We start from the raw sequence: 21,702 nt of genomic DNA, 5'->3' as shown, positions 1-21,702 counted from the left end.
GTGCGGGGCGTGCTGAGGCCCGACAGGCTCTCAGCCCTTGACGGCTCCGGCGGACATGCCGGTGACCAGATGGCGCTGGGCGAAGAGGAAGACCAGGGCCGCGGGTATCGCGATCAGCACGGACGCCGCGGTCATCGGCCCCCACTGGGCCCCGTACTGGTTGACGAAGAGCTGCAGTCCGCCCGCGAGGGTGAGGTTGTCCTCGCCGACCATGAAGGCGGAGGCGTACGCCACTTCGCCCCAGGCGGTGATGAAGGAGTAGAACGCGGTGACGGCGAGGCCGGGCTTGGCGAGCGGCAGGATCAGCCGCCAGAACGTGCCGAACGGGGTGAGGCCGTCGACCTGGCCCGACTCGTCGATCTCGTGCGGGATGGTGTCGAAGAAGCCCTTCATCATCCAGGCGCAGAACGGCACCGAGATGGTGAGGTAGGTGATGACGAGGCCGGCCGGCTGATTCAGCAGCCCCATGCCCGCCATGATGTTGTAGATCGGCACGATGAGGACGGCCACCGGGAACATCTGGGTGACCAGGAGCGTCCACATCAGCCCGCGCTTGCCGGGGAAGCGGAAGCGGCTGACGGCGTAGCCGGTGGAGGCGGAGATGATGACGCCGAGAAGCGTGGTGAGCCCCGCGACGAGCAGGGAGTTGCCGAACCAGGTGAGGAACTTCGTGTTCTGGATCAGGTTCGTGTAGTTCTCGAACGTCGTCTCTTTGAAGAAGTCCGTGGTGGTCGCGTACGCGGCGGGCTTCAGCGAGGTGAGCAGGACCCACAGCACGGGGAAGACGGCGATCACGGACGCCACGACGAGCGTGAGGTGCAGCGCGGCGGAGGCGATCGGCGAACGCTCGCCGCGCAGCCGGACCTTGCGTGCGGTGGGGGCGGGGGCGGTGGTCACCAGTCGTCTCCCTGTGTGCGCAGGACTCGCCGGTAGACGGCGGCGAAGATCAGCAGGAGTACGAGGATCAGTACGCCCCAGGTGGAGGACTGCGCGAAGTCGCGCGGGCTGATCTCGAAGGAGAACTTGTACGCCTGGGTGACCAGGATCTGGGTGGCCTCGCCGGGTCCGCCGCGGGTCAGCAGGAAGATCACCGGGAACATGTTGAAGGTCCAGATGGTGGAGAGCAGGATCACCGTGGTGGAGACCGGCCGCAGTCCGGGCAGCGTGATGTGGCGGAAGCGCTGCCAGGCGGTGGCGCCGTCCATCTCTGCGGCCTCGTAGTGCTCGCTGGGGATCGACTGCAGTCCGCCGAGCAGGGCGACCATCATGAACGGCACACCCAGCCAGACGTTGACGGCGATGACGGAGAACTTCGCCCAGGTGGGGTCGTTCAGCCACGGGATGCCGTCGATCCCGGCGCCGGAGAGGATCTCGTTGAGCAGCCCGCGCTTCTCGTTGTAGAGGAAGCGCCAGGCGAAGACGGAGACGAAACCGGGAATGGCCCAGGGCAGGATCAGCGCCATCCGGTAGGCGGAGCGGCCGGCGATGCGGCGGTTGAGGATGTTGGCGAGGGCCATCCCGAGGCAGAAGGTGATGGCCACACAGGAGACCGTCCACACCAGGGTCCAGCCGAGCGTGCCGAGGAACTGGTCGCCGGTGAGCGCTTCGGTGTAGTTGTCCAGGCCCACGAACTTGTACGTGGCGGGCATGTGGTTGACACCGATGGACCGTTCGACGTTGCGCTCGTTGGCGTCGGTCATCGACAGGTAGATGCCGCGGACCAGCGGATACCCGATGATCACGCCGATCACGACGACGACCGGGGCGACCATGGTCCAGGCGTACCAGTGGGTCGACAGGGCCCGTCGGAGCTTGCCCGGCGGCGGGGGGTTGCCAGTACCGCGGCTCCGGCCGCGGGCGACGTCGTCGCCCGCGGCCTTCGCCACCGACTGGCTGGTGTGGACAGCCATCAGCCGGCCTGCCTTCCTGTTACTTCCAGCCCTTGAGGAGCTTGCGGTAGGAGTCGCCGGTCGTCTTGACGGCCTTCTCCGGAGTGGCCTGGCCGGTGAGGACCTTGGTGTACTCGGTGACGAGCGGGGCGAAGAGGCTGCCGGTCTCCGGGATCCAGGGGCGCTCGACGGCGGTCTCGACGACGGGCTTGAAGAAGCCGACGATCTCGTTGTCGACGACGTCCTGCCGGGCGTAGGCGGAGGTGCGGGTCGGCAGGAGGCTCAGCTCCTTGGTGACCTTGGCCTGGGTCTCCGCGGACGTCATGTAGTCGACGAAGGCGTAGGAGGCGTCGAGGTTCTTGGAGCCCGCGTAGACGGCGAGGTTGTGACCGCCCTGCGGGGCGCCCTGCGCGGCGGAGCCGGCCGGGACCGGGGCGACGCCCAGGTTGGCCTTGTCCTTGAACTCCTTGCCGGCGAGGGTGTCGGCGACGGCCCAGGGGCCGTTGATCATCATGGCGACCTTGCCGTCCTTGAAGGACGCCTGCATGTTCTCCCAGCCGTCCGTGGCATCGGTCTCGGCGGCACCCGAGTCGACGAGGTCCTTGACGACCTTCATCGCCTTGACGCCCTGGGGGTTGTCGATGGTGACGGTCTTGGTGGAGGCGTCGACCATGTCGCCGCCCTCGCCGTACAGGAAGGAGAGGAACCAGTAGGCGTCGTCGCCGCGCAGGTACATACCGGTCTTGCCGGTCTTGTCCTTGATCTTCTTGGAGACGGTCTTCAGCTCGTCGACGGTCTTGGGGACCTCGACACCGGCCTCCTTGAAGATCTTCTTGTTGTAGAAGATGCCCATGGAGTCGATGACCTGCGGCACCGCGTAGGTCTTGTCCTTGTACTTCGTGGACGCGGCGGCCTGCTTCAGGAAGTCGTCCGAGTTCTTCAGCGCGGCGGTGCCGTCGAGCGGGGCGAGGTAGCCGAGGTCGGCGAACTCGGGGGTCCAGGCGACCTCGGAGCGGATGACGTCGGGGGCGTCGGAGCCGGACTGGGCCGCGTTCTTGAACTTGTTCTGCGCGTCGCCGAAGGGGACGTTGACGTACTTGACGTGGACCTTCGGGTGCTTCTTGGTGAAGTCCTCGGCGATCTTCTTGAAGACCTTGTCCTCGCTGCCCGCGGTGGAGGTGTCCCACCACGTCACGGTGCCGGACAGCTCGCCCGAGCTCTTGCTCGTGCCGTCGGACTCGTTGTCGCTGCCGCAGGCGGTCGCCGCGAGCGCCAGGGCCGCGACCAGGGCGGTGGCCGTTATGCCACGTCGCATCTGAACTCCTTCAACTGCCGTACCGCTCCGTCGCGGCGCCGGGTCGACGAGAACGTAACAAGGATGAAAGAACGCCGAAAGAGTTTGCGGAAGATTTCTGCAAGCGCCGACGATCGTTACATTCGCGTGTCCTCACGGTTGCCGTCAAGCCCCTTGACGGCGGGCGTCTCTCCCTGGCAGCGGCAGGCCACGGCCCGCCACCCGTGCGGTGCGACGATCGGACCGCCGTCCGCAAACCTGGTTCGCAAGAGCTTGCAAGAGGTTGCCGGGAATCCACCGCGGGCCGCCGCAGGAGTGCGGTCGTCCGATTCATGTGCATGGTGGGCAATCCGACATACGCCCGGTACAGTCCACTTCCATGACCGCACGGCTTGCCGATATCGCAACTCAGGCGGGGGTCAGCGAAGCGACGGTCAGCCGCGTACTGAACGGCAAGCCCGGTGTTGCAGCGGCCACCCGCGAATCCGTTCTCGCCGCGCTCGACGTTCTCGGCTACGAACGGCCCGTACGGCTGCGCAGGCGCAGCGCGGGGCTGGTCGGGCTGATCACGCCCGAGCTGGAGAACCCCATCTTTCCCGCCCTGGCCCAGGTGATCGGCCAGGCGCTGACGCGGCAGGGCTACACACCGGTGCTGGCGACGCAGACCCCCGGCGGCTCCACCGAGGACGAGCTGACCGAGATGCTGGTCGACCGCGGTGTCTCGGGCATCATCTTCGTCTCCGGGCTGCACGCCGACACCTCGGCCGACATGCAGCGCTATGAGCAACTGCGCGCCAAGGGTGTCCCGTTCGTCCTGGTCAACGGCTTCTCTCCCAAGGTCCAGGCGCCGTTCATCTCGCCGGACGACCGCGCGGCGATGCGGCTCGCGGTGACGCACCTGGTGTCGCTGGGGCATCAGCGGATCGGTCTGGCGGTCGGCCCGAAGCGGTTCGTGCCGGTCCTGCGCAAGATCGAGGGCTTCCGCGCCACGATGCAGGAGCAGTTGGACCTCGCGCCGGACGCGGTGGAGGAGCTGATCCAGCATTCGCTGTTCACTCTTGAGGGTGGACAGGCAGCGGCGTCGGCACTGATGGAGCGGGGCTGCACGGCGGTGGTGTGCGCGAGCGACATGATGGCGCTCGGCGCGATCCGGGCCGCCCGCCGGCTGTCGATGGAGGTGCCGCGCGAGCTGTCGGTGGTCGGCTACGACGATTCGCCGCTCATAGCGTTCACCGATCCGCCGCTGACCACGATCCGTCAGCCGGTGACGGCGATGGGCCAGGCCGCCGTGCGTACGCTCCTGGAGGAGGTCGGCGGCACGCCCGCCCCGCACAGCGAGTTCGTCTTCATGCCCGAACTGGTCGTTCGCGGTTCAACGGCAGCCGGCCCCGGGCCCGCTCCGGCCGTCACCGCCTGAGGTCGTCCGACGGGCTCCCGGCCCGCCCAGGATCCCATGCCCGTTCCCGGCGCGCAGTTCGGGCCCTCGCTCCCGGCACTCGTGATGTGCGGCCCGGACCCGACCGGAGGATCATCGGGCGGAGGGGCAATTTCTGGCAGACTCTGTGCCTATGGGTGAATTGAGCGTGACGCCACAGGAAGGCCGGCCGGAGGCCACCCCGTCACCCGTCGTGGACGAGGCGGCCTTCGCGGCGAACCCGAAGCGGAACACCGGACGACGCAACAGCGGCCCGACGAGACTGCGTTCCCTGCGCTGCCCCCGCCGACCGCGCATCTGGTTCGAAATCCTGCTCGTGGCGGCCAGTTACTGGGTGTACTCGCTGGTCCGCAACGCCGTCCCGGAGCAGCGGACCGCGGCCCTGCGCAACGCCGACTGGATCTGGTCGGCCGAGCGCTACCTGGGCATCGCCGTGGAGCAGACGGTCAACCACGCGGTGAATTCCGTGACATGGCTGATCGTCTCGATGAACTACTACTACGCGACACTGCACTTCGTCGTCACGGTCTGCGTCCTGGTGTGGCTGTTCCGCTGCCACCCCGGCCGTTACGCGGCGGCCAGACTGGCCCTGTTCGCGACGACCGGTGTGGCGCTGCTCGGTTACTACCTGTATCCGCTGGCGCCGCCCCGTCTCATGGGCGGCGGCCACTTCATCGACACCGTCCTGGTCCATCACACCTGGGGTTCGATGGCCTCGGGCAACTTCAAGAACATGTCGAACCAGTACGCGGCGATGCCGTCGATGCACATCGGCTGGTCGCTCTGGTGCGGTCTGACCGTCTTCGCGCTGGCCTCCGCGCCCTGGGCGCGCCTGCTGGCGCTGCTCTACCCGACGCTGACCCTGGTCGTCATCGTGTCGACCGCCAACCACTTCTGGCTGGACGCGCTGGGCGGCATGACCTGCCTGAGCTTCGGTTACGCGGTGTCGTACGCCTGGTACGGCTCGCTGCCGCACCACCTCACGAAGCGGGTGCCGCTGCCGGGCGGGAGGGCGCGGCCGGCCTGCCTGTCCGCCGGTGCGCCGGTCCGGACACCGCACCCGGCGGCGGACGCGGCGGCGGGCCGCCGCTGAGGCCCCGCCCGGCCCGCCAGCCACTGCCTCACCCGCGGTGCGCCACGCGCCCCCCGCACACCGTCAGCCGCACCGGCGCCTCCCCCAGCTCGTCCGCGGGCGCGGTCACCGGATCCAGCCCGAACGCCGTCAGATCGGCCCGGTGGCCCACGGCGATCCGCCCCGCGACGTCCTGCTCCCCGGCGGCGACCGCCGCGTGCGAGGTGCAGCCCTCCAGCGCCATCAGCCCGGTCAGCGCCTGCTCGGCGGTGACCGGCTCGGTGTCGTACGCCCCGGGCAGCCGCCGCAGCCGGGCCGTGGCCAGCACCTGCCGTACGTCGTAGTGGGCGATCGGCCAGTCGGAGCCCAGCGCCAGGTACGCCCCGGCGTCGCGCAGGTCGCGGCAGCGCCAGGCCCGTCCGGCCCGTTCGCCGCCGAGCCGCCTGGACCACTCGTCGCTGTGGTCGGCGCGGGTGTAGGCGGTGTGTGTGGGCTGCATCGAGGCGATCACCCCGAGCTCGGCGAACCGGGCGGCCAGATTGCCGGGCACGGTCTCGATGTGCTCGATGCGGTGACGGAGCCGGCCGCTCTCCCCCAGCGCCTCGACCGTGTCCAGCACATGGCGCACGGCCGCGTCCCCAATGGCGTGCGTGGCGGTGCGCACCCCGGCGTGGTGGAGCCGGTGGACGGCGGCGGTGTACGCCTCGGGGTCCGGCCAGAACGCCTCGGTGCCCTCCCCGTGGCAGTCGGCGTGCTCCAGCCACGCGGTGCCGCCCTCGACGGTGCCGTCCATGAAGAACTTGACGCCGCCGACGCGCCAGAGCCGGCCCGCCTCGCTCTGCAGCCGCACCAGCTCGTCCAGGGCCTCCTTGTCGGCGCCCGGCATGCACCAGGGGGCCAGCCGCAGCCGCACGGGCAGGTCCGTCTCCTCCTCCACGGCGGCCAGCAGTTCCGGTACGGAGCCGTCGGCCAGGTCCATCACATGGGCCCCGGTGAGACCGGTGGCGGCCATGCCGGAGAGCAGCTCCACGAGGCGGGTGCGGCGCTCCGTGTACGAGGGCCTGGGCAGCCGTTCGCCGACCAGGTCCATCGCGGCGTGCTCGATCAGGTGCCCGGTGGGGCGGCCGTCGGGGTCGCAGACGACGCTGGAGCGCTGGGCGAAGGTGCGCGGGCCGGTGATCCCGGCGCGTTCCAGGGCCGCCCCGCTGGCCAGGGCGGAGTGCCCGTCGTAGAGCCGGATGAAGGCGGGGGCGCCGCCGATGGCGTCCTCGATGAGGGCCCGGTCGACGGGCCGGCCGCCGAAGGCGTTGTGGTCCAGGCCCCAGGCGACGATCCAGCCCTCGGTGCGTTCGGCCGCCGCGAGCGCGGCGCGCAGCTGGTCGAGGTCGCGGACGGCGCCGAGGTCCGTGCCGGTGGCCATCTCCAGACCCCAGACGGGGTGGCTGTGCGCGTCGACCAGGCCGGGCGTGAGGGTGGCCCCGGACAGGTCGATCAGCTCCGTGCCGTTGCCGCGCCACTCGCGCAGCCCGGCCTCGTCGCCGACCGCGGTGATCACCCCGTCCTTGACCGCCACGGCGGTGGCCTCCGGCCGGGCCGGATCGAGGGTGCGGACACGGGCTCCGGTGAGGAGGAGGTCGGCTGAGGACACGGTGGGGCTCCTTAGACGGTGGTGGTGGCGGGGATGGGGGCGGTCCCGGCCCCGGGCTCCCGCGGCGGGACTGTCGAGGGCTCGGCCGCGAAACGGGCGTACACCTCGGGCTTGTTGCGCTTCAGCCGGTGGGCGAGTGCGAGTCCGATCAGGAAGACCGCGGGCACCAGCGAGACGAGCACGACGTTCACCCCGGTCGAGGCGCCGGAGAACAGGTCGACGTGGTCGGTGACCAGGAAGATCGCGGCTGCCAGCAGCACGGCGGCGACGATCGGCGCGACGACGGTGCGGAACCTGCCCTCGCCGTGCGCGAACCGGCGGAAGTAGAGCGGTACGGCGATCGCGGCGAGCAGCTGGAGCAGCATCAGGCCGAGCATGCCCGGGGTGTTGACCCAGAGCAGCAGTTGCGCGTACGGGTCGGCGCCGGCCGCCGCGAAGCCGATGACGATCACGGCTCCGAGGGCGATCTGGGCGAGCCCGGCCACGTAGGGGGAACGGTGGCGGGGGTGGATGCGGCCCAGGGCCGCGGGCAGCACCCCTTCCTCGGAGAGCGCGAGTCCGTACCGGTTGATGGCGTTGTGGAAGGCGAGCAGCGAGGCGAGGACGCTGGTGACGATGAGGATGTGCATCAGGTCCGCGGCCCAGGAGCCGACGTAGTGGGTGATGGCGGAGAAGAAGAGCCCGCCCGGGTCGGTGGCGGCGGCCTCGACCACGTCGGCGTCGCCGAACGCCTGGATGACGGTCCAGACGATGAACGCGTAGAAGAGCCCGAGGAAGGCGACGGCGATATAGGTGGCGCGGGGAACGGTACGGTCCGGGTTCCGTGCCTCGCGCCGGTAGATCACCGTGGACTCGAAGCCGGTGAACGCGGCGAACGCGCAGGCCAGCACGGCCGCCGTGCCGGGCACGAGGACATGGTCGGGGGTGAAGGAGGCGAGTGAGATCCCGTCGGCTCCGCCGTCCAGCAGTACGCCGCCGGCGAGCAGGACGAGGATGCCGGTCTCGGCGACGAGCAGCACCCCGAGGACCTTGGCGCCGAAGTCGATCGAGCGGAAGCCGCCGTACCAGACGATCAGCAGCCCGGCGAGGGAGATCGGCAGCCAGGGGACGTCGATGCCCCACAGGGCGTGGGCGGTGTCGGCGGCGGTCGAGCCGAGCAGTCCGTAGACGCCGATCTCCATGCCGTTGTAGCCGAGCATCGCGATCAGGGCGGAGGCGATGCCGATGGGGCGGCCCATGCCCCGGGTGATGTACGCGTAGAACGCGCCGCCGCTGCGGACGTGGCGGCTCATCGTGGTGAACCCGATGGCGAAGATCGCGAGGGTCACACCGGCCAGCAGGTAGCCGACGGGGGCACCGATGCCGCCGAGCAGGATGGCGATGGGGGCGACTCCGGCCATCACCGTGAGCGGGGCGGCCGCCGAGATGACGAAGAAGGCGATGTCGGCGGTGCCGAGGGTGCCTCTTCCGAGGGTTGGCGCATCCATGTGAAAAGGGGAGCCCTTCTGCGACTGGCGGGGGCAGGGACCGGCGACCGAAAACCTAAAGGCTTTCGGTTTTGCGCAATGTAGCCTCACCCACGGGCATCCGGGAAGACCTTCCGGAGGACACACGTCAGGAGAACCACGCATGGGACGGCCGCGCACACCGCTGCTGGACCGGGAGCGCATCACCACCACGGCGCTCGAACTCATCGACGAGCAGGGCGAGTTCAGCGTCCCGCAGATAGCCCGGAGGCTCGGGGTGCAGACCGGGTCGCTCTACCACCATGTGGACGGAAGGGGCGGCGTCGTCGAGCTCATCCGGGAACGGGTGTGCGCCGCGATCGACTCCGCGACCCTCGACGTGGAGCCCTGGGACGCGGCCATGACGGCCTGGGCCCGCTCCTACCGTGCCGCCTTCGCCGCCCACCCGCGCGCGATCCCGCTGCTGACCACGTCACCGGTGCGCGCCCCGAAGGTCCTGGACCAGTACGAGCGGGCGGTCCGGCTGCTGCTGGGCGTCGGGTTCGCGCTGCCCGGGGTGATGACGGTGATCACCGCGCTGGAGAACCTGGTCCTGGGCTCGGCGCTGGACCTGGCGGCCCCGGAGACGATGTGGGAGCTCCCCGACGACACCACGACCCCGCGCCTCGCACAGGCACTGGCCGCGGTGGGTACGGGCCGGGCGGACGCGGCCTTCGAACTGGCCCTGGGCGCGTTCATCGGGCACTGCCGCGAGCTGCTGGACGCGAAGGCGGCGTGAGGGCCCGGGTGCGCGTCCGCGCGGCGAGCCGGCGCCGGTACGCACCCGCGCGGCGAGGTCGCACGGGTGCGCGCACCTCGCCTCACGCCCCGTAGAACCGCTCCTCCACCACCGCCCGCGCCCGCCGGGTGATCCGCCGGTAGTCGTCCAGCATGTCCCCGACATGCCCCGGCTCGTACCCCAGGTACCGGCCCACCGCGGTGAGTTCACGCGGACCCGACGGGAAGGTGTCGCCCGGCCGGCCTCGTACCAGCATCACCGCGTTGCGCACCCGGGTCGCCAGCACCCACGCCTCGTCCAGCGTCGCCGCGTCCTCCCCGGAGATCAGCTCCGCGGCGCAGGCCGCGGCCAGCGCCTCGCGGGTGCGGGTCGTCCGCAGCCCCGGCTCCGCCCAGCCCTGCTGCATCTGCATCAGCTGGACCGTCCACTCGACATCGCTCAGCCCGCCGCGCCCCAGCTTGGTGTGGAGCGTCGGATCGGCGCCGCGCGGCAGCCGCTCGGACTCCATCCGGGCCTTCAGACGCCGGATCTCGCGGATCGCGTCCTCGCCCAGACCCTCCATCGGGTAGCGCAGCGGATCGATCAACTCGATGAACTCACGACCGAGTTCCACGTCGCCCGCGACCGGCTCGGCGCGCAGCAGCGCCTGGCTCTCCCAGACCAGCGACCAGCGCCGGTAGTAGGCCTCGTACGACGCCAGCGTCCGCACCAGCGGACCGCTCTTGCCCTCCGGGCGCAGATCCGCGTCGATGAGCAACGGCGGGTCCGCGGTGGGCAGTTGGAGCAGTCGGCGCATCTCGGAGACCACCGCGTTCGCGGCCCGGGCCGCCTCCTGCTCGTCGACGCCCTCGCGCGGCGAGTGGACGAACAGGACATCGGCGTCGGAGCCGTAGCCGAGCTCGTGGCCGCCGAACCGGCCCATGCCGATGACCGCGAACCGGGTGGGGAGGGTGTCCCCCCACTGCTCGCGCACGGCGGCGCGCAGGGCGCCCGCGATCGTGACGGCGTTCAGATCGGTGACGGCGTTGCCCACCCGGTCGACCAGGGTCCCCGGATCCTCCTCGGCCGGGCTCTCCTCCGTACCGTACGAGCCGATGAGGTCCGCGGCCGTGGTCCGGAACAGCTCGCGCCGGCGTACCGCGCGCACCACCGCGACGGCGGACTCGGCACCGTCCGCGCGCCCCACCGCGGCCAGCACCTCCTGCTCCAGGTGCTCCCGGGTGCGCGGCTTCAGCCCCTGCGGGTCGCCGAGGAGCGCCACCGCCTCCGGGGCGCGCAGCAGCAGGTCGGGGGCGAGCCGGCCGGCCGACAGGACCCGGGCGAGGTTCTCCGCGGCGGCGCCCTCGTCCCGCAGCAGCCGCAGGTACCAGGGGGTCTTGCCGAGGGCGTCGGACACCTTGCGGAAGCCGAGCAGCCCGGCGTCCGGGTCCGCGGAGTCGGCGAACCAGCCGAGCAGCACCGGCAGCAGGGTGCGCTGGATGGCGGCCTTGCGGGACACCCCGGACGACAGCGCCTCCAGGTGCCGGAGCGCGGCGGCCGGGTCGGCGTAGCCGAGCGCTTCGAGCCGGTGTCCGGCCGCCTTCGTGCTGAGCCGGGACTCACCGGGCGCGAGCTGGGCGACGGCGTCGAGCAACGGCCGGTAGAACAGCTTCTCGTGCAGCCGCCGCACCACGGACGCGTGCCGCTTCCACGCCTGGTTGAGTTCGGTGATCGGGTCCGTGCGCATCCCGAGGGAGCGTCCGAGCCGCCGCAGGTCGGGGGCGTCCTCCGGGACCAGATGGGTGCGGCGCAGCCGGTAGAGCTGGATGCGGTGCTCCATGGCGCGCAGGAAGCGGTAGGCGTCGTCCAGTTGCGAGGCGTCCACCCGGCCGACGTAGCCGCCCTCGGCGAGTGCGCGCAGGGCCGCGAGCGTGGCGCCGCTGCGCAGGGTGGCGTCGCTGCGGCCGTGCACCAGCTGGAGGAGCTGCACGGCGAATTCGACGTCCCGCAGCCCGCCGGGGCCGAGCTTGATCTCGCGGTCGACGCGGTCGGCGGGGATGTTGTCGACGACGCGGCGGCGCATCTTCTGCACGTCGGGGACGAAGTTCTCGCGTTCGGCGGCCTGCCAGACGAGCGGCGAGACGGCCTCGATGTACTCCGCGCCGAGCTCGGGGTCGCCGGCCACCGGCCGGGCCTTGAGCAGCGCCTGGAACTCCCAGGTCTTGGCCCAGCGCTGGTAGTACGCGAGGTGCGAGGACAGGGTGCGGACCAGGGGGCCGTTGCGGCCCTCGGGGCGGAGGTTGGCGTCGACGGGCCAGATGGTGCCCTCGACGGTGGTGTCGGAGCAGATCCGCATCATGTGCGCGGCCAGCCGGGTGGCGGCCTGCACGGCCGCGCTCTCCTCGAAGCCGTCGACGGGTTCCGCGACGAAGATCACGTCGACGTCGGAGACGTAGTTCAGCTCGTGCCCGCCGCACTTGCCCATCGCGATGACGGCGAGCCGGCACTGGGCGGCGTCGGCGGGCGCGGCCGTACGGGCGATGGCGAGCGCCGCCCGCAGCGTCGCGGTGGCCAGGTCGGCCAGTTCGGCGGCGGCCTCGGCGACGTCCGTCGTCCCGCACACGTCACGGGCCGCTATGGCCAGCAGGCAGCGGCGGTAGGAGACGCGCAGCGAGTCGGGGTCGTCGGCCCCGGCGAGACCCTGCTCGAACTCGGCCACGCCGGGGTGGAGATCGGTGGCCTCGTAGGTGACGAGGGCCTGCCAGTCGCGGGGGTGGCGGGCGAGGTGGTCGCCGAGCGCCTCGGAGGCCCCGAGCACCCCGAGCAGCCGGTCCCGCAGCGGTTTGGCGGTGACCAGCGTGTCCAGCAGGATCTGGCGCTCGTCCGCCTCCTCGGCCTCCACCAGCCGGGCGAGCCCCCGCAGAGCCAGATCGGGGTCGGCGGTGGCGCCGAGCGCTTCGAGCAGGACCGGGTCGGCGCGTACGGAGGACAGCTCGGGCAGGTCGAGGAGCCGCTCGGCGGCGGAGGGGTCGGTGAAGCCGTGCCGCAGCAGTCGGGTGAACGTGCTGCTCCTGCGCCCCGGCACCGTCGTCATTCCGTGCTCTCCCGCTCGCCGCTCACACACCATCCAGCGTTCCGAGCCTAGCCCGGCACCGATGAATTCGGAGCGGGTGCACGGTCTGTACTTCGCAGGCACGATCTTTTTCAGGAGCAGACCAGGAGGCCCCTCATGTCCGGATTCGAACCCTACGCCGAGCTGGACGGCGACTACAGCGACAAGGACGCGGCGGCCTGCCCGTGGTCCACGGCGAGGGAGCTGCTGACCGGGGCGGAGCTGTACTGGCTGTCCACGGTCCGCCCGGACGGCCGCCCGCATGTCACTCCGCTGATCGGGGTGTGGGCGGACGGCGCGCTGCACTTCGCCACCGGTGCCGAGGAGCGCAAGGCCCGGAATCTCGCCGCCAACCCCGAGGTGGTGCTGACGACCGGCAACAACACCATGTCGGAGGGGCTGGACGTGGTGGTCGAGGGCCGGGCGGAACGGGTGACGGACGAGGACCGGCTGGGCCTGCTGGCCACGGCCTGGGAGGCGAAGTACGGCCCGGAGTGGCACTTCGACGTCCGGGCCGGCACGTTCGTGAACGCGGGGCACACGGCGCTGGTGTTCCAGGTGCGCCCCCGCAAGGCCTTCGGCTTCGGCAAGGGCGCCCGCTTCAGTCAGACGAGGTGGCGGTTCAGCTGACCGTGTCGCCTCCGCGGGGGCCGGCCGGGCCGGGTCTGGTGGCGATGACGACGGTCGCGTACAGCTCCTCGGAGCGGACCACACGCGGGGTGAGGCCGCTGCGGGCGACGGTCTCCTCGGCCCGTGCCGCCTGCCGTTCGCTCGTCTCGACCAGCAGGTGTCCGCCCGGTGCCAGCCATCGCGGGGCCTCGGCGGTGACCCGCCGCAGGACGTCGAGACCGTCGAGACCGCCGTCGAGCGCCACCCGGGGTTCGTGGATGCGGGCCTCCGGGGGGAGCAGTTCGACGTCGTCCGTGGGTACGTACGGCACATTGGCGAGCAGGATCTCCACCCGGCCGCGCAGCGATCCGGGCAGCGGCCCGAAGAGGTCGCCCTCGTACACCTCGCCCGCCTCGCCGATGTTGCGGCGGGCGTACCGCACGGCGGCGGGTTCGACGTCCGCCGCGTGCAGTTCGGCCCGGCCCAGTCTCGCGGCGAGCGCGGCGCCGAGGGCTCCCGAGCCGCAGCAGAGGTCGACGACGACCGCTCCGGGCCGGGCGAGGGCGGCGGCCTGGCGGACCAGGAACTCGGTGCGTCGGCGGGGTACGAAGACGCCGGGGCCGACGGCGATCCGCAGACCGCCGAACTCGGCCCAGCCGAGGACGTGTTCCAGGGGGAGCCCGGCGACCCGCCGTTCGACCATGGCGGCGACCTCGGCGGGGCCGGTGGCCGTGGAGAGGATGAGTTCCGCCTCGTCCTCGGCGAATACGCAGCCGGCGGCGCGGAGGGTGGTGACGACGGTGGAGACGGCGGGCGGTGTGGTGGGAACCGGCATGAGCGGAGCCTTTCGGAGAAGCCGATGGGCGCTCCGCAGCCGCACAGACCCTATGTCGGGTCGACCACGCGGTCGCGAGGGATGAGCACCCAGCCTGATACAGCGGTAATGGGTCTCACCTCCTCGGTCGGCCCCCGTGCGGGGATGCGTCACACTACACCGGTCGCCGGACGGGCACCGGCCCCGCCGCCCCGTTCAGCGCGCGGGCCCCGCCACCGCCACCGGTGACGACCCTCCCTCCACGGCCACGCGGGGCGTCCCCGTCCCGTCCGCCGGCACGGTCCAGACGTCGCTCCCCCGGCCCGACCCGCCCGGCAGCGCGTAGGCGAGCGTGTCGTCGTCCGTCCAGGCCGCCTGGTCGTCGACACTGTGCTGTTCCGCGAGCGGGGTCTCGCGCATGGTCCGCAGGTCGAGTACGTACAGCCGCCAGGGTGCCGCCGCGTCGTCGGAGACCTTCTTCTTGAACGCGAGCCGGGTGTTGTCGGGCGACAGGGAGGGGCATTCGACGTTCTGCCGCAGCGCCTTCGCCGTCCAGTCCCGCATGTTCCCCTCGACGAGGTAGGTGCGGCCCCTGGTGGAGACGGTCGCGTAGAAGCGGTTGTCGTCGCGGGCGAAGGTCACGCCCCAGTAGTTGACGTCGGGGGCGTGGTAGCGGGCGCCGTCGATGGTGAGCTGGATGTTCTCGATGGACTTGATGAGGTAGCCGGTCCGCAGATCGAGGATGGCGGTGCGGGTGGAGAAGGAGGTGGTGGCGTACGAGTCGCCGGTCGCGAACACCGTCCAGGACAGCATCCGTCCGGAGGCGGAGACCCGGGCGCGGGTGGGGACGCCCGGCACGGTGATCCGGCGTTTCTCGCGCAACTGCCGGTCGAGGACGATCGCGTACGTCTTCGGCAGCACCCCGGGCCTGGCGCGCAGGCAGAGCGCGCCGTCCCGCGAGGCGTAGAACCGGTCGCAGGCGGGCCCGCCGGTGGTCCGGGCCGCGGAGGTGCGGGCGCCCGCGGTACGGACTTCGGGGTCGCCGGCCATCGGCCGGCGGGCGACGCGTCCGCTGGCGGTGTCGCGGAAGTACAGCGCGGGCCCGGTGAGGGCGAACGAGGCGTCGGCCTCGGTCCGTTCGCCCTTGGTCCGCTGCTGCGCGTGCAACACGTACCCGACGGAACCGCCGGCGAGGAGCAGCACCGCGGCCACCACGACGGCGATCCGGGCCCGGGGGCCCAGCGGGTTCGCAGTTCCGGGGAACCTGGCACTCATGCGGTCCGCCTTTCGGGGGTCTGGGCTCCCGGCTCTCCGGGAGCGGGGGCGCCGGACGGGTCGCGCGGCAGCAGAGTCCAGCCGCCCGCGAGGGCGAGGAGCAGGGCCGCGAGCGCCGCCCACAGCGCGGGCCCGGGCCCCCACAGGGTCCAGGCGGCACCGAAGCCCGCCGCGGCGAGCATCCGGGCCAGCGCCTGGCCGGTCTGGAGCACGGCGAGTCCGCCCGCCCGGCCGTCGGCGGGCAGCACGGGTCCGGCGAGGGCCATCAGCACGCCGTCGGTGGTGGCGTAGAAGACGCCGAGCAGCGCGAGGACGGGCACCAGGAGCAGCGGGGCCGGTCCACCGGCGGGGGCGAGGAGCGTGGCGTACACGCCGAGCAGGGCGAGGTGTCCGTACAGGAACGGCAGCCGCCGGCCGATCCGGTCGGCGATCCGGCCCGCCGGGACGGCCAGCAGCAGGTAGCAGGCGGCTGCGCCGAGCGGCAGCAGCGGGAACCAGCCGACGGGCAGGTCGAGTCGGCGCTGGAGCAGGAGGTAGACGAAGGCGTCGCCGACGGTGGCGGCACCGAGCAGGGAGGCGGCCGCGAGGATCCGCCGGAAGGCGGGGTCGCGGAGGGCCGTGAAGGCCCTGCGCCTGCGGGGTGCCGGGATCGGGAGCGCCGGTGCGGGCCGGTGCCCGGGGACGTACAGGACGAGGAGCAGCACCCCGAGCAGGCCGACGCAGAAGCTGACGACGAACACCGCGTCGTAGGCGTCGGCGGTCGCCCAGAGCAGGGCGAACGCGGCGAGCGGGCCGAGCAGGGCGCCGGTGGTGTCCATCGCCCGGTGCACGCCGAAGGAGCGGCCGAGCGCCTCGGGCGGGCTGCTCAGCGTGATCAGCGCGTCGCGGGGTGCGGTGCGGATGCCCTTGCCGACCCGGTCGGTGGCGAGGGCGGCCGCGATCCCGGCGGTGGCGCCGCCCGCGAGCAGCAGGCCGATCCGGGAGAGGGCGGAGAGGGCGTAGCCGAGCCCGGCGACGCGTTTGTGGCCGCGGCCGCGGTCGGCCGCGTACCCGCCGAGCAGTCGTACGACGGCGGCGGCGCCGTTGAACAGGCCGTCCAGGAAGCCGAATTGGAGGGGTGAGAGTCCGAGTCCGAGGACCAGGTAGAGCGGTAGCACCGCGGTGACCATCTCGGAGGAGATGTCGGTGACGAGGCTGACCGTGCCGAGTGCGAGGACGGTGCCGGGGACCCGCCGGCCCGCCCCGACGGTGCGGGGCGGGGCCGGCGTGTCCCGGCGGCCTGTGGTCGCCAGATACATCAGTGGCAGGTGTACTTCGGGCTGGTGTCCTTGGTCTTGCCGTCGGTGCCGACGTAGTTCCAGCTGTAGCCGGAGTCGGTGAAGTCCATCTTCAGGACGCCGTATTCACCGCTGATCCGCTTCTGGCTGTTGGGCTGGACCTCCTCGATGGGGTAGGGCTCGGCGCCGCCCATCCCGCCGACGATCTCGGTGATCCCGTCGGCGACGGCCTTCCCGTCGGGGTTCTGCGGGGCGAACCGCTCGTAGTGGTGGTCGTGTCCGTTGAGCACGAGGTCGGCCTTGGCCCCGTAGAGGATCTTCCAGACCGGCCTGCTGACCGGGTCGTTGCCGTGTCCGCCCGAGGAGTACAGCGGGTGGTGCCAGTAGGCGGCGATGCACGCCTTGCTGTTCTTGGCGAGGTCGGCCTTGAGCCAGTCGATCTGCGCGCTCTGGTCGAAGGAGTTGGAGTCGAGGGCGATGAAGTGCCAGTTACCCTCGTCGTAGCTGTAGTAGCTCTTGCCCTGGGGGTACGCGATGGCCCCGAAGTACGCCTTGTAGCCGGCCAGCGCCCCGGCCGGGTCGTACGTCTCGTGGTTGCCGGGCACCGGGCGCGTCCTGTCCTTGAAGGCGCCCCAGGTCTTGTCGTAGTAGGCGCGGAAGTCGGCGATCCGGGCGTCGTCGTACTGGCTGTCGCCCATCGTCAGATAGAACTTCGGGTTGATCTTCTGGGCCAGCGCCGCGGTCCTGGGGTGGGCGCAGTCGCTGTCGGACGCGGTGCACTGGGCCGCGATGTCACCGGCGGCGACCACGGTGAAGGCACCGGTCTGCGGGGGTTCGCTGCCGGGGGTGCCGTAGACCTCCACCTCGTAGAGCGAGTATCCGTAGGCGGTGGAGCGCGCGGTGCCGTACACGCGCAGGAAGCGGCCCTTTCCGGAGAGGGAGGCCCAGTCGTCGGTGCCGCCGTTCCCGGCCGTCTCCTCGGCGAGCCGGGTCCAACCGGTGCCGTCGGCGGAGATCTCGATCCGGTACGCCTTGGCGTACGCGTCCTCCCAGCTCAGCTTGACCCGCGTGACCTCGGCACCGGCGCCGAGGTCGACGCTCAGCCACTGCGGGTCCTTGCCCTCGACGCTGGCCCAGCGGGTGGCCGGGTCGCCGTCGAAGGCGTTCTGCGGTCCGAGCCCGGAGCCTTCGTCGGAGGAGGAGGTGGCGGCCTTGCCGCGCGAGATGAGGGGGTCGGCGGCGGCCCCGGCCCGTTCGGGGTAGGCGAGCAACAGGCCGCCGATGAGGACGAGTACGGCGGCGAGGACCACGCCCACCGTACGGCGCCGCGTGGGCGTGAGGAGCAAAGCTGAGCCGTTCGGATGCATCCCTGGACTCCTGGCCTTGTGGGGGTGGCGAGAGCTGGGCATCGGTACGTGTCGGCCCCGCACTCCCGGGTACGGGCGAGTGACGGGGACCCGGTGGCCGGGCCAGAGCTCTCACTGAGCGCGTCATGCCCGCACGACGGACACCGCGCCAAGCCACCGCCGGGAATGCTAGCGAACAGTAAAGTTTCCTACCAGTCCCCCAACTTGCTTCATTCCACGGCCTGTTCGGCACCGCCCGCGCGGCTTCTCAACGGGAGAGGACGTCGAGCAGGAGCGCTCCGACAATCCACAGCGGGATCGCGAGCGCGACCAGCAGGCCGGCCAGACAGCCGGATGTTGTCAGCCGGGCACCAGTTCTCGCCTGGTCGTCGTTCTTTCGCATGCCGGCATTCAACCCGGACGCACTCCGGGCCGGAGGCATGCCGCCTCCGGCCCGGATCGCCGTCGCGTCGCCGCGATGCGGCTACAGCACCGGCAGCAGTGCCTTCAGCTCGAAGGCGGTGACCTCGGAGCGGTACTCCTCCCACTCCTGCTTCTTGTTGCGGAGGAAGTGATCTGAGGCGATTCCGACCTGCGGTCATGTATCGATCAACGCTGTGACCTGCGGCCGAGCTGTCAGCAGTTGTCAACGTTGTTCATCGCTGAGTGCCCTTCCACGGCCCCAAGACGGCCCAGGGATGGTGCTCGCCGCCGTACTGCGCCGACCACCACTTCAGGAGCGAGGTGGGGCGAGTTGGGGCCTGACCTGCGGAACACGGACCTCGGTGCCTGCTGACTGTGAGCTCCGGCCAGCAGCCGCAGTTCCCCGTGAGTCCCCGACCGATCTGGCGCGGTTGCGGCACGGGGAACTTGTGATCCGTGGGCGAATCACTCAAGCAGAGGTGAGTACTTGGACTCTGGTCGGCTCCAGGGTGAGCCGGAACGCTTGAGCCATGCCACAACGACCTATGAAACTCGTTCCCCAGCTGATGGCGATCCTCGTGCTGGCTGTGATGACGCTAGCGGTGTGGGCTGCCTGGCTGGGCTGGGACCAGAAACGTGACGTGCATCCTGATGGTTCGGTGACCGGCCCGTACGAGGCGTGGCAGGTGATCGGGCTGGTGCTGACTTTGCTGGCGCCGGTGTACTGGGCGGCATCCCGGCGCTACATCGCAGGCGCCGTGCTCGGCGTCCCAATCGGCCTGACCGTTGCCGCCTATTACGACTGGTCGGACGACTCCAGCGGCCTATTCATGGTCGGCGTGGGGATGATCGCGATGGGGAGCCTCGTCGTGACCGGTGTCGCTACCGCCGTGATCGCCTCCGTGAAAACAAGGGCCGACTCAACTCGGCAGCGATCTTGAAAACCGTCGTGGCAGCGACGTAACCGTGGGTTCAGATCCCACACCCACCGCAGCTGAACGGCCCCTGACCTGGTGAATCGGTCGGGGGCCGTTCTCGTGCGCGCCGCCCGTAGGACGCCGTGGTTCCCCGCCTGTTCCCGCTCGATCGGGCACGTGCGGGGCACGGCACTTCAGCGCTTCTGGGCCCTGTACCTCTTGAGTAGAGCCGTGATCTTCGCGTAGTCGGCGCCGCCGTTCAGTTCCGCAAGGAGATCATCCGGGCAGAGCTCATAGTGGTCGCCCCACCAACGGCCACCCTTGTTGTCCCAGATGCGGTAGCCGCCAGGGACCCCTCTGGCCACATACCGTCTTCGGCTCATGCTGCGTTTCCCCCGTGCTTGCCTTACGGGGCACGGTACATCGAGGCCGCCGAGAGGCGTTTCGACCGCAGCTCAGCCACTTCCCGTACCGGCGCGTCATCTTCTCCAGCGTCTCAGCGATCCTCAATGCGGCCGTCGATGACGAGTACCTGCGCAAGAACCCTTGCAGCGCGAGCACCGTGCGCGCCGAGCCGGGCAAGCGCCACGCGGCTGCGAGAGGCATGGGATGCATGCCTTGCGGCACTTCTACGCGTCGGTGCTCCTGGACGCCGGGGAGAACATCAAGGCGCTGAGCACGTACCTCGGTCACACCGACCCCGGGTTCACCCTGCGGACGTACACGCACCTGCTGCCGAGCAGCGAGGGCCAGGCCCGTGTCGCCATGGACAAGGTGTACCTCGGCCGCCCGTTCGTGTCTGACGGCCCATAGACGGCCCAGGGCTGATCATGACTGCGGGCGGGTCGCCTCTGCTCGACCGGACGACCCGCCCGTGTAACACTTCCTAGCCCACTGACCTGCGGTTACAGCACCGGCAGCAGTGCCTTCAGCTCGAAGGCGGTGACCTCGCTGCGGTACTCCTCCCACTCCTGCTTCTTGTTGCGGAGGAAGAAGTCGAAGACGTGCTCGCCGAGCGTCTCGGCCACCAGTTCGCTCTTCTCCATCAGCGCGATCGCCTCGCCCAGGTTCTGCGGCAGCGGCTCGATGCCCATGGCGCGGCGCTCCGCGTCGGACAGCGCCCAGACGTCGTCGTCGGCGCCGGCCGGGAGTTCGTAGCCCTCCTCTATGCCCTTGAGGCCCGCGGCGAGGAGCACCGCGTACGTCAGGTAGGGGTTGGCGCCGGAGTCGATGGAGCGGACCTCCACCCGGGCGGAGCCGGTCTTGCCGGGCTTGTACATCGGGACGCGGATGAGCGCGGAGCGGTTGTTGTGGCCCCAGCAGATGTACGAGGGGGCCTCGCCGCCGGCGCCCGCGGCACGGGAGGAGCCGCCCCAGATGCGCTTGTAGGAGTTGACCCACTGGTTGGTGACGGCGGAGATCTCCGCCGCGTGGGTGAGCAGACCGGCGATGAAGGAGCGGCCGACCTTGGAGAGCTGGTACTCGGCGCCCGACTCGTAGAAGGCGTTGCGGTCGCCCTCGAAGAGGGAGAGGTGGGTGTGCATGCCCGAGCCGGGGTACTCGGAGAACGGCTTCGGCATGAACGTCGCCTGCACGCCCTGTTCCAGTGCGACCTGCTTCATCACCAGGCGGAAGGTCATGATGTTGTCGGCGGTGGAGAGCGCGTCCGCGTACCGCAGGTCGATCTCCTGCTGGCCGGGGGCGCCCTCGTGGTGGCTGAACTCGACCGAGATGCCCATCGATTCGAGCATGGTGATCGCCTGGCGGCGGAAGTCCATGCCGACGTTCTGCGGGGTGTGGTCGAAGTAGCCGGAGCTGTCGGCCGGGGTGGGGCGGCTGCCGTCCACCGGCTTGTCCTTCAGCAGGAAGAACTCGATCTCCGGGTGGGTGTAGAAGGTGAAGCCCAGGTCGGAGGTCTTGGCGAGGATGCGCTTGAGGACATAGCGCGGGTCGGCGAAGGACGGCGAACCGTCGGGCATGAGGATGTCGCAGAACATCCGGGCCGTGCCGGGGGCCTCCGCACGCCACGGGAGTATCTGGAACGTGCCCGGGTCCGGCTTGGCGATCATGTCGGATTCGTACACCCGGGCGAAGCCCTCGATGGCCGAGCCGTCGAAGCCGATACCCTCGTCGAACGCCTGCTCCAGCTCGGCGGGGGCCACTGCGACGGATTTGAGGTAGCCGAGGACATCGGTGAACCACAGCCGTACGAAGCGGATGTCGCGCTCCTCAAGCGTCCTGAGGACGAATTCCTGCTGCTTGTCCATAGCCACATCCTTGCAGTTCAGACGGTCCGTGCACCACCGCCCGGGGTAGGGGAGAAGCTCCAGTATCACGACCCGGGATTTCACCCAGATTACGCACACGA

19 protein-coding genes and 1 pseudogene are annotated in these 21,702 nt (G+C 70.7%); 6 read left to right on the top strand and 14 right to left on the bottom strand.

The features are described 5' to 3' along the window. Positions 1 to 30 precede the first annotated feature (30 nt). The 3 genes from ACWCPY_RS03885 to ACWCPY_RS03875 are packed head-to-tail and all read right to left on the bottom strand — an operon-like array spanning position 31 to position 3,204. Complete coding sequence (locus ACWCPY_RS03885; RefSeq protein WP_451262822.1) at positions 31 to 900, bottom strand: sugar ABC transporter permease; 870 nt, start codon at positions 898 to 900, stop codon at positions 31 to 33. Continuing rightward, positions 894 to 1,910, bottom strand: a complete 1,017-nt coding sequence (locus ACWCPY_RS03880; protein ID WP_329816124.1) for a carbohydrate ABC transporter permease — start codon at positions 1,908 to 1,910, stop codon at positions 894 to 896. The genes ACWCPY_RS03885 and ACWCPY_RS03880 overlap by 7 nt, the downstream gene beginning before the upstream one ends. A 19-nt stretch (positions 1,911 to 1,929) precedes the next feature. Further along, entirely contained in the window at positions 1,930 to 3,204 is a 1,275-nt protein-coding gene (locus ACWCPY_RS03875; RefSeq protein ID WP_451262713.1) for an extracellular solute-binding protein, read from the bottom strand. 358 nt (positions 3,205 to 3,562) lie between these two features. Here ACWCPY_RS03875 and ACWCPY_RS03870 point away from each other — a divergent pair, with 358 nt between their 5' ends. Both ACWCPY_RS03870 and ACWCPY_RS03865 read left to right on the top strand, forming a co-directional pair. Then, positions 3,563 to 4,600, top strand: a complete 1,038-nt coding sequence (locus tag ACWCPY_RS03870) for a LacI family DNA-binding transcriptional regulator (protein ID WP_451262712.1) — start codon at positions 3,563 to 3,565, stop codon at positions 4,598 to 4,600. A 211-nt stretch (positions 4,601 to 4,811) separates the two neighbouring features. Continuing rightward, on the top strand, positions 4,812 to 5,711 hold the full coding sequence (locus ACWCPY_RS03865) for a phosphatase PAP2 family protein (protein ID WP_451262821.1): 900 nt from the start codon (positions 4,812 to 4,814) through the stop codon (positions 5,709 to 5,711). Between the two features lie 28 nt (positions 5,712 to 5,739). Here ACWCPY_RS03865 and ACWCPY_RS03860 read toward each other — a convergent pair whose 3' ends face one another. Continuing rightward, on the bottom strand, positions 5,740 to 7,338 hold the full coding sequence (locus ACWCPY_RS03860) for an amidohydrolase (RefSeq protein WP_451262711.1): 1,599 nt from the start codon (positions 7,336 to 7,338) through the stop codon (positions 5,740 to 5,742). An 11-nt stretch (positions 7,339 to 7,349) separates the two neighbouring features. After that, positions 7,350 to 8,825 (bottom strand): APC family permease, encoded by a 1,476-nt coding sequence (locus tag ACWCPY_RS03855; protein ID WP_451262710.1) that lies wholly within the window; start codon positions 8,823 to 8,825, stop codon positions 7,350 to 7,352. Between the two features lie 142 nt (positions 8,826 to 8,967). Here ACWCPY_RS03855 and ACWCPY_RS03850 point away from each other — a divergent pair, with 142 nt between their 5' ends. After that, entirely contained in the window at positions 8,968 to 9,582 is a 615-nt protein-coding gene (locus ACWCPY_RS03850; RefSeq protein ID WP_451262709.1) for a TetR/AcrR family transcriptional regulator C-terminal domain-containing protein, read from the top strand. Between the two features lie 82 nt (positions 9,583 to 9,664). Here the strand turns inward: ACWCPY_RS03850 and ACWCPY_RS03845 are convergent, their stop codons facing one another. Further along, complete coding sequence (locus ACWCPY_RS03845) at positions 9,665 to 12,655, bottom strand: bifunctional [glutamine synthetase] adenylyltransferase/[glutamine synthetase]-adenylyl-L-tyrosine phosphorylase (protein ID WP_451262708.1); 2,991 nt, start codon at positions 12,653 to 12,655, stop codon at positions 9,665 to 9,667. A gap of 135 nt (positions 12,656 to 12,790) precedes the next feature. On the opposite strand from ACWCPY_RS03845, the gene ACWCPY_RS03840 reads away from it, so the two are divergent. Then, complete coding sequence (locus ACWCPY_RS03840; protein WP_451262707.1) at positions 12,791 to 13,303, top strand: pyridoxamine 5'-phosphate oxidase family protein; 513 nt, start codon at positions 12,791 to 12,793, stop codon at positions 13,301 to 13,303. Here ACWCPY_RS03840 and ACWCPY_RS03835 read toward each other — a convergent pair. From ACWCPY_RS03835 to ACWCPY_RS03810, 6 genes and pseudogenes are all read right to left on the bottom strand, one after another. Beyond that, positions 13,296 to 14,117 carry a putative protein N(5)-glutamine methyltransferase gene (locus tag ACWCPY_RS03835; RefSeq protein ID WP_451262706.1) on the bottom strand — a complete coding sequence of 274 codons (822 nt, stop codon included), beginning with the start codon at positions 14,115 to 14,117 and terminating at the stop codon, positions 13,296 to 13,298. The genes ACWCPY_RS03840 and ACWCPY_RS03835 overlap by 8 nt on opposite strands. A 195-nt stretch (positions 14,118 to 14,312) precedes the next feature. Beyond that, entirely contained in the window at positions 14,313 to 15,371 is a 1,059-nt protein-coding gene (locus tag ACWCPY_RS03830) for a TolB family protein (protein WP_451262705.1), read from the bottom strand. Beyond that, positions 15,368 to 16,669 (bottom strand): MFS transporter, encoded by a 1,302-nt coding sequence (locus tag ACWCPY_RS03825; protein WP_451262704.1) that lies wholly within the window; start codon positions 16,667 to 16,669, stop codon positions 15,368 to 15,370. Before ACWCPY_RS03825 ends, ACWCPY_RS03830 begins: the two co-directional genes overlap by 4 nt. Beyond that, positions 16,669 to 18,015, bottom strand: a complete 1,347-nt coding sequence (locus ACWCPY_RS03820; protein ID WP_451262703.1) for a discoidin domain-containing protein — start codon at positions 18,013 to 18,015, stop codon at positions 16,669 to 16,671. Before ACWCPY_RS03820 ends, ACWCPY_RS03825 begins: the two co-directional genes overlap by 1 nt. A 247-nt stretch (positions 18,016 to 18,262) precedes the next feature. Beyond that, positions 18,263 to 18,397 (bottom strand): hypothetical protein, encoded by a 135-nt coding sequence (locus ACWCPY_RS03815; protein ID WP_451262702.1) that lies wholly within the window; start codon positions 18,395 to 18,397, stop codon positions 18,263 to 18,265. An 81-nt stretch (positions 18,398 to 18,478) separates the two neighbouring features. Beyond that, positions 18,479 to 18,571 (bottom strand): annotated as a pseudogene (locus ACWCPY_RS03810) (glutamine synthetase); the annotation flags it as partial. Between the two features lie 412 nt (positions 18,572 to 18,983). Between ACWCPY_RS03810 and ACWCPY_RS03805 the strand changes: the two are divergent. Further along, positions 18,984 to 19,358, top strand: a complete 375-nt coding sequence (locus tag ACWCPY_RS03805; protein ID WP_451262701.1) for a hypothetical protein — start codon at positions 18,984 to 18,986, stop codon at positions 19,356 to 19,358. A gap of 170 nt (positions 19,359 to 19,528) precedes the next feature. Here the strand turns inward: ACWCPY_RS03805 and ACWCPY_RS03800 are convergent, their stop codons facing one another. Then, the gene (locus tag ACWCPY_RS03800) at positions 19,529 to 19,717 is read right to left on the bottom strand and encodes a hypothetical protein (protein WP_451262700.1); all 189 of its coding nucleotides are present in this window, start codon (positions 19,715 to 19,717) and stop codon (positions 19,529 to 19,531) included. 226 nt (positions 19,718 to 19,943) lie between these two features. On the opposite strand from ACWCPY_RS03800, the gene ACWCPY_RS03795 reads away from it, so the two are divergent. Next, on the top strand, positions 19,944 to 20,147 hold the full coding sequence (locus ACWCPY_RS03795) for a tyrosine-type recombinase/integrase (RefSeq protein ID WP_451262699.1): 204 nt from the start codon (positions 19,944 to 19,946) through the stop codon (positions 20,145 to 20,147). A 92-nt stretch (positions 20,148 to 20,239) separates the two neighbouring features. Here ACWCPY_RS03795 and glnA read toward each other — a convergent pair whose 3' ends face one another. Then, the gene (glnA, locus tag ACWCPY_RS03790; protein WP_072483343.1) at positions 20,240 to 21,601 is read right to left on the bottom strand and encodes a type I glutamate--ammonia ligase; all 1,362 of its coding nucleotides are present in this window, start codon (positions 21,599 to 21,601) and stop codon (positions 20,240 to 20,242) included. Between the last annotated feature and the right edge of the window lie 101 nt (positions 21,602 to 21,702).

The organism is Streptomyces sp. NPDC002403, assembly GCF_053593015.1.
Note: the sequence above shows the minus strand (reverse complement) of the source record. Positions and strands in the feature narration are given on the sequence as shown.

Excerpts from the sequence above, each read along its gene's own strand:
- ACWCPY_RS03875 (WP_451262713.1), bottom strand. The coding sequence starts at position 3,204 with ATGCGACGTGGCATAACGGCCACCGCCCTGGTCGCGGCCCTGGCGCTC.
- ACWCPY_RS03815 (WP_451262702.1), bottom strand. The coding sequence starts at position 18,397 with ATGCGAAAGAACGACGACCAGGCGAGAACTGGTGCCCGGCTGACAACA.
- ACWCPY_RS03850 (WP_451262709.1), top strand. The coding sequence starts at position 8,968 with ATGGGACGGCCGCGCACACCGCTGCTGGACCGGGAGCGCATCACCACC.
- glnA (WP_072483343.1), bottom strand. The coding sequence starts at position 21,601 with ATGGACAAGCAGCAGGAATTCGTCCTCAGGACGCTTGAGGAGCGCGAC.
- ACWCPY_RS03825 (WP_451262704.1), bottom strand. The coding sequence starts at position 16,669 with ATGTATCTGGCGACCACAGGCCGCCGGGACACGCCGGCCCCGCCCCGC.
- ACWCPY_RS03870 (WP_451262712.1), top strand. The coding sequence starts at position 3,563 with ATGACCGCACGGCTTGCCGATATCGCAACTCAGGCGGGGGTCAGCGAA.
- ACWCPY_RS03830 (WP_451262705.1), bottom strand. The coding sequence starts at position 15,371 with ATGAGTGCCAGGTTCCCCGGAACTGCGAACCCGCTGGGCCCCCGGGCC.
- ACWCPY_RS03845 (WP_451262708.1), bottom strand. The coding sequence starts at position 12,655 with ATGACGACGGTGCCGGGGCGCAGGAGCAGCACGTTCACCCGACTGCTG.
- ACWCPY_RS03795 (WP_451262699.1), top strand. The coding sequence starts at position 19,944 with ATGCATGCCTTGCGGCACTTCTACGCGTCGGTGCTCCTGGACGCCGGG.
- ACWCPY_RS03840 (WP_451262707.1), top strand. The coding sequence starts at position 12,791 with ATGTCCGGATTCGAACCCTACGCCGAGCTGGACGGCGACTACAGCGAC.
- ACWCPY_RS03800 (WP_451262700.1), bottom strand. The coding sequence starts at position 19,717 with ATGAGCCGAAGACGGTATGTGGCCAGAGGGGTCCCTGGCGGCTACCGC.
- ACWCPY_RS03835 (WP_451262706.1), bottom strand. The coding sequence starts at position 14,117 with ATGCCGGTTCCCACCACACCGCCCGCCGTCTCCACCGTCGTCACCACC.
- ACWCPY_RS03820 (WP_451262703.1), bottom strand. The coding sequence starts at position 18,015 with ATGCATCCGAACGGCTCAGCTTTGCTCCTCACGCCCACGCGGCGCCGT.
- ACWCPY_RS03805 (WP_451262701.1), top strand. The coding sequence starts at position 18,984 with ATGGCGATCCTCGTGCTGGCTGTGATGACGCTAGCGGTGTGGGCTGCC.
- ACWCPY_RS03880 (WP_329816124.1), bottom strand. The coding sequence starts at position 1,910 with ATGGCTGTCCACACCAGCCAGTCGGTGGCGAAGGCCGCGGGCGACGAC.
- ACWCPY_RS03855 (WP_451262710.1), bottom strand. The coding sequence starts at position 8,825 with ATGGATGCGCCAACCCTCGGAAGAGGCACCCTCGGCACCGCCGACATC.